General features: G+C 61.9%; 7 protein-coding genes. All 7 read right to left on the bottom strand.

Annotation, left to right across the window (positions count from 1 at the left end; translation table 11 throughout):
• Nucleotides 1-774 (bottom strand): pyridoxal 5'-phosphate synthase lyase subunit PdxS (pdxS, locus tag QM600_RS28575; protein ID WP_283265115.1); only part of this gene is annotated, 774 nt, incomplete at its 3' end.
• Between the two features lie 115 nt (nucleotides 775-889).
• A complete protein-coding gene (locus tag QM600_RS28580; RefSeq protein ID WP_283265116.1) occupies nucleotides 890-1,912 on the bottom strand; it encodes an NUDIX hydrolase in 1,023 nt (340 codons plus the stop codon).
• Nucleotides 1,909-3,036 carry a glycosyltransferase family 4 protein gene (locus QM600_RS28585; RefSeq protein WP_283265117.1) on the bottom strand — a complete coding sequence of 376 codons (1,128 nt, stop codon included), beginning with the start codon at nucleotides 3,034-3,036 and terminating at the stop codon, nucleotides 1,909-1,911. The genes QM600_RS28580 and QM600_RS28585 overlap by 4 nt, the downstream gene beginning before the upstream one ends.
• Complete coding sequence (locus tag QM600_RS28590) at nucleotides 3,033-3,935, bottom strand: phosphatidylinositol mannoside acyltransferase (RefSeq protein WP_283265118.1); 903 nt, start codon at nucleotides 3,933-3,935, stop codon at nucleotides 3,033-3,035. Before QM600_RS28590 ends, QM600_RS28585 begins: the two co-directional genes overlap by 4 nt.
• Nucleotides 3,932-4,591 carry a phosphatidylinositol phosphate synthase gene (gene pgsA, locus QM600_RS28595; protein WP_283265119.1) on the bottom strand — a complete coding sequence of 220 codons (660 nt, stop codon included), beginning with the start codon at nucleotides 4,589-4,591 and terminating at the stop codon, nucleotides 3,932-3,934. Before pgsA ends, QM600_RS28590 begins: the two co-directional genes overlap by 4 nt.
• Before the next feature lie 27 nt (nucleotides 4,592-4,618).
• A complete protein-coding gene (locus QM600_RS28600; RefSeq protein WP_283265120.1) occupies nucleotides 4,619-5,173 on the bottom strand; it encodes an ATP adenylyltransferase in 555 nt (184 codons plus the stop codon).
• A partial coding sequence (gene thrS, locus QM600_RS28605) for a threonine--tRNA ligase (protein WP_283265121.1) occupies nucleotides 5,170-6,210 on the bottom strand: 1,041 nt, incomplete at its 5' end. The genes QM600_RS28600 and thrS, both read right to left, overlap by 4 nt.

The raw sequence follows: 6,210 nt of genomic DNA on the forward strand, positions 1-6,210 counted from the left end.
TGCCTCGGCGCGCTGCTGCGGGTTACCCGACTTGAAGATTCCCGAACCGACGAACACGCCTTCTGCGCCGAGCTGCATCATCATCGCAGCGTCGGCGGGGGTGGCGATGCCCCCGGCGGTGAACATCGTGACGGGGAGCTTGCCGGCCTTGGCAACCTCGACGACCAACTCGTACGGAGCCTGCAGTTCCTTTGCCGCAACGTACAGTTCGTCTTCGCTCATCGAGGTGAGACGACGGATCTCGCCGCGGATGGTACGCATGTGAGTGGTGGCGTTGGAGACGTCGCCGGTGCCGGCCTCACCCTTGGAGCGGATCATTGCCGCGCCCTCGTTGATACGACGCAGTGCTTCACCCAAGTTGGTGGCGCCACAAACGAAGGGAGCGGTGAACTTCCACTTGTCGATGTGGTTGGCGTAGTCGGCCGGGGTGAGAACCTCGGACTCGTCGATGTAGTCGACGCCGAGGCTCTGCAGGATCTGCGCTTCGACGAAGTGACCGATACGTGCCTTGGCCATGACGGGGATGCTGACGGTGGCGATGATGCTGTCGATCATGTCGGGGTCGCTCATACGCGAGACGCCGCCCTGAGCGCGAATGTCTGCGGGGACCCGCTCGAGTGCCATGACGGCGACGGCGCCGGCGTCTTCGGCGATCTTGGCCTGCTCGGCGGTGACCACGTCCATGATCACACCGCCCTTGAGCATTTCAGCCATGCCGCGCTTGACGCGCGCAGTGCCGACGGCAGTTACGGGGGCAGAACCGGGGGTGCTCACAGCAAACTCCTGCAGTAGTGGCGTGATGATCGAACGCCAAAACTCTAGAACGAACCGGACCTTAAATCCGTAGCCAATTTCGCTTTGCTGGCCTTGAATCACCTCAGTTGCGGGATCAGCGAATCGAGCGTACGGCCGGGTCTTCGGTTCCGTCTGCGATTGTCGCAGCTTCGGCCAGCAGATTTGCCAGGTCAAGCGGGTAAACGGGTTCTCCGGATTTGGACAGTTCCCGGATGACATCGGCACTGCACCAACGGAATCCGGAAATTGCCCGCTGCTCCAATTCGGTGTGGCCCTTGAATACGGGCGTGAATCCGTGTGTGCGCGTGGTGAAGAAGAGTTCTTCGCTCCGGATCAACTCCCCGTCGAACGGGAAGATCGCAACACGGCGCCACAGTGGACCCCGGAGGTCCTCTCCTGTGACAACCAATCCTGTTTCCTCGGCGATCTCACGCACTGCAGCCGCCCGGAGTTGCTCACCACGCTCCAATCCCCCGCCGACCGTGAACCAGAAATGCGAGTTCGGAATCTGCGGATCGTGTCCGCGAAGCAGAAGCACCCGGTCCTGCTCGTCGAGCAGAACGACGCGTGCCGACGTTCGTGACGTGTCGACGGTGATTCCCTCGGGGACGCCAGCCGCCGTCGTCCGCTCGGAGATCTCGAAATACTGTGGCAGCGGCGCTGTTCCACCAAGGTGGAGCCAACGGACGAGCCTGCGGGTTCGAAGCGCGAGAGTATCCCGGACGGCGTCGTTGTGGAATCGGCGAGCAATCAGTACCCGAGCTTCGGCGTCGGCCAACTCGGCAACAAGTTGAGGCCGCAGGGACGTCGTTCCATAGGCAGCCAGAGCGTTGGAGAGCTTGTTCTCGGCCAACTCTCGGTCCGGTCGATCAGCCCGCTCGGCAGCGTCGGCCAAGGTCACGAACCTTCGGGCGTCATCAGCGCTCATGTCGACTGCAGCGGCACGAACCACTGCAGCACGCCGCGACAACGCCGCGTCGAGTGCCAGCCACGACTGGTCCGAGCGGACGTGCAGTCGGTCCAGCCGGTTAGCCGTCCCGTAAGCCCACAGCCCAATGACGAGAACAATGGCGGCAATGAGTCCGAGGACAAATATTGTGAGTGCCGAAAAAGTCACGATCCCACCACATGCACGCCGCTGCCGCCCACTGTCACTGTCTCGTACACACGAAGAATCTGTTCGGCAACAACCGGCCAGTCATATTCGGCGACAACAGCGGTCGCCGTATTGACCAATGCCCGCCGTCGGTCCGGATCACCGAGAACCGAGTCGATCGCCTCAGCAAGGGCATCGGAATTCCCGATCGGAACCAACAATCCGGCTTGACCGTCACGCAGTACCCGGCGGAATGCGTCGAGTTCGCTGGCTACCACAGCAGTACCGGCAGCCATTGCCTCGACCAACACAATTCCGAAGCTCTCCCCACCCAGGTTCGGTGCGCAGTACACGTCGGCACTACGTAGTGCCGACGCCTTCTCCTCGTCACTGACCTGGCCGAGTAGACGCACATGCTTGAAGTACTGGCCCGCATCCTTGCGGAGTTTTTCCTCGTCCCCGCGCCCCACCACAATGACTTCGACATCGGGATAGCGCTCGACCAACGCCGGCAATGCACCGAGCAGCACGGCCATCCCCTTGCGCGGTTCGTCGTAGCGACCCAGAAACAGGACCGTCCCACCTTCACGCGGATAACCCGGTAGGAGTGCCGCGTCGGCAAATGCGGAAACGTCGACGCCGTTCGGGATCTCCACCGCGTCGGATCCGAGAGATTCGACCTGCCAGCGACGCGCCAACTCCGAGACTGCGATGCGTCCGCTGATCTTTTCCAGGTACGGCGCCAGAACACCTTGAAAGGTGCTCAGTGCCAATGATTTTGTCGTCGACGTGTGGAATGTGGCGACGATGGGCCCTTCGGCGATACGCAACGCCAGCATCGACAAGCTGGGTGCGTTCGGTTCATGAATGTGCAGGACGTCGAAGTCACCGTCGGCAATGAACTTACGCAGGCGCGCATTGGCTGTAGGACCGAAGGACAAACGAGCAACCGAACCGTTGTACGGAATCGCGACGGCCTTACCGGCGGAGACGACGAAATCCGGAAGTTCGTCATCATCCGACGACGGCGCCAGGACGCTGACCTTGTGGCCACGTTCGATCAGAACCTCGGCCAAGTCCACCACGTGCGCCTGCACCCCACCGGGCACGTCGAACGAATACGGGCAGATCATGCCGATTTTCATTCACCCTCCATGCGGGCGAGCCGCGATTCGGAGAGGTCGGAACGCCAGAGCGGTTGCAGCATGTGCCAGTCCGCCGGGTGCGCCGCAATATTGATCGCAAACTGGTCTGCGAGTGCTTGGGTGGCCGGGCCGACTCCGCCGGACACGTCGATGGGCGGATCGACCTTGAATCCCCAACCGTCGGGTGTGAACCAGCAGTGCACGGGAAGTAGATGGGCGCCGGTGTCGATGGCCAGTTTTGCCGGACCGGCCGGCATCCGGGTCGGTTCACCGAAGAAATTGACGGGCACACCGTGCTTCGCCAAGTCCCGCTCACCGAGCAGGCAGACGATCCGGTTGTCTTGCAGCCGCTTCGAGAGCTCCACGAACGGTGGCTGCTCGCCACCACTGAGCGGAAACACCTCGAAACCGAGGCTCTCGCGGTAGTCGACAAATCGTTGATACAACGATTCCGGCTTCAAACGTTCTGCGACGGTAGAGAAACCGTTCCAGTGCTGGGCGCACCACACCCCCGCCATGTCCCAGTTTCCGCTGTGCGGCAAGGCCAGAATGGCGCCGTTCCCGGCGGCCATCGCAGCGTCGAGGTATTCCTGTCCCTCGATGAGCGAATCCAGTGCCTTACCCGTCTCCACCAGATCCATCGAGGGTAGACGGAAAGCCTCGCGCCAATACCGTGCGTACGAGCGCATCGAGTCCTTGATCAACTGATCCGGCACATTCTCGGGAGTTGTGCCGAGCACGCGCGCCAAGTTGCGACGCAACTGTTCCGGTCCACCCTTGCGGACCGCAAAATCAGCGCCGGCGTCAAAAAGCTTGACTGCCACCGACTCCGGAAGACTGCGAACCAGACGCCAACCAGCGGCGTAACCCAGATCAGTAGCGCGCTCGGCAACACTCACTTGTCGGACTCACCTTCAGTCTTGGGTGCCGGTGGTGTGATCGGCAGTAACTCCCGAGCCCCCGGCGAATTCCGCACCGCGAGTACCCGTTGGAAAACTGTCACGATACTGCCCGCAGCGAGAACCCACATGGCGATGTGGATAGCCCAGGGCAATCCCATTCCGGCGAGTCCGGCGCCGACCAACACGATGACCAGACGGTCCGGACGCTCGATCCAGCCGCCGTCCGCGGTCAGTCCACTCGCTTCGGCGCGAGCCTTCGCGTAGGAAATGACCTGCGACGTGACGAGGCAGATGAGCGTCGCCACCAACAGCCATTTGTTGTTTTCGTGGTACACCGCCCACCAGGCCAAGCCGGCGAAGATCGCGCCGTCGGCAACGCGATCACACGTGGCGTCGAGAACCGCGCCGTACCGCGTTCCGCCGCCACGCGCACGGGCCATCGCACCGTCCAGCATGTCGAACATGACAAAGAACCAGATGAAGAGGGTTCCCCAGAACAAGTGTCCGGACGGGAACAGCGTCACCGCACCGGCAACCGTCGCGACCGTTCCGATGATTGTCACCGCATCGGGAGTCAAACCGGTTTTGATCAGCGCTTGACCCATCGGTGCCGTCACCTTGGACACCGATGCGCGTCCGAAGATACTCAGCACCGAACAACCCCTTCTCGCGACAAATCGTCAGTCATTCCAGGCCCGCGCAAGTAGCCCTCGGGTGTCACGCAACAACTGCGGCATGACCTTCACGCCGCTCAGAACGGTGATGAAGTTGGCGTCGCCGCCCCAGCGAGGAACCACATGCTGATGCAGATGCTCGGCCAACGAACCACCGGCCGCTGCACCGAGGTTGAGGCCGACGTTGAAACCATGCGGGTTGGACACCCGCTTGATCACACGCAGCGCCTGCTGGGTAAACGCCATCAACTCGGCGCTTTCCTCGGGCGTCAGATCCTCGAGTGCTGCGACCTTGCGGTACGGAACCACCATAAGGTGGCCTGGGTTGTACGGGTACAGATTCAGCACCGCGTACACATGTTCGCCGCGCGCGACGATCAAACCCTCTTCGTCGCTCATCTTGGGAATCTCGATGAACGGCTCGTTAGGTACGCCCGGCGTCTTGGGTGCCTCCGCGATGTAAGACATGCGGTGCGGCGACCAAATACGCTGCAGATGATCGGGATCGCCGACGCCGTAGTCGATCAGCGAACCCGGGCCATCGTCATCAGGCGTTGTCATGGCGCCACACTTGGCTGCACCAGTTCGGCAGTCGGGGAAGCATTTTCGCGGCGCGCGATCCATTCGGTGATGATTCGAACCGCGTCGTCGACGGGGATGCCGTTGATCTGGGTGCCGTCGCGGAAACGGAAGCTGACAGCGCCGGCTTCCACGTCACGCTCGCCCGCGAGGAGCATGAACGGAACCTTCTGCGTGGTGTGGTTGCGGATCTTCTTCTGCATCCGGTCGTCGCTGAAATCGACCTCGGCGCGCACTCCGACCGACTTGAGCTTCTTGGTGACGTCGAAGAGATGATCGGCGAAGGCCTCGGCCACCGGGATTCCGACAACCTGCACGGGAGCCAGCCATGCCGGGAAAGCACCTGCGTAATGCTCGGTCAGCACACCGAAGAACCGCTCGATTGAGCCGAACAGTGCACGGTGAATCATGACCGGACGGGTCTTGACACCGTCGTTGCCGGTGTATTCGAGGTCGAAACGCTCCGGCAGGTTGAAGTCGAGCTGAATGGTGGACATCTGCCAGGTGCGGCCGAGCGCGTCCTTGACTTGAACCGAGATTTTGGGGCCGTAGAACGCAGCTCCACCCGGGTCCGGAACCAACGTCAGACCGGAAGCCTGACCGACCTCGGCCAGTGTCGCGGTTGCTTCTTCCCAGACCTCGTCGCTGCCGACGAACTTGTCCGGGTTCTTGGTGGACAGCTCGAGGTAGAAGTCGTCGAGGCCGTAGTCCTTGAGCAGTGCGAGAACGAACTGCAGTGTGGTGGTGAGCTCGTCGCGCATCTGCTCACGGGTGCAGTAGATGTGGGCATCGTCCTGAGTCATGCCGCGCACGCGAGTCAGTCCGTGGATGACACCGGACTTCTCGTAGCGGTAGACGGAGCCGAATTCGAAGAGCCGCAACGGCAATTCACGGTACGAGCGGCCACGCGCACGGAAGATCAGGTTGTGCATCGGGCAGTTCATCGGCTTGAGGTAGTAATCCTGGCCCGGCTTGCGCACGGTGCCGTCCTCGTTCAGTTCCTCGTCGACGTGCATCGC

Source organism: Rhodococcus sp. IEGM 1379, from assembly GCF_030056815.1.
GTDB lineage: Bacteria > Actinomycetota > Actinomycetes > Mycobacteriales > Mycobacteriaceae > Rhodococcus_F.

Excerpts from the sequence above, each read along its gene's own strand:
- QM600_RS28600 (WP_283265120.1), bottom strand. The coding sequence starts at position 5,173 with ATGACAACGCCTGATGACGATGGCCCGGGTTCGCTGATCGACTACGGC.
- QM600_RS28585 (WP_283265117.1), bottom strand. The coding sequence starts at position 3,036 with ATGAAAATCGGCATGATCTGCCCGTATTCGTTCGACGTGCCCGGTGGG.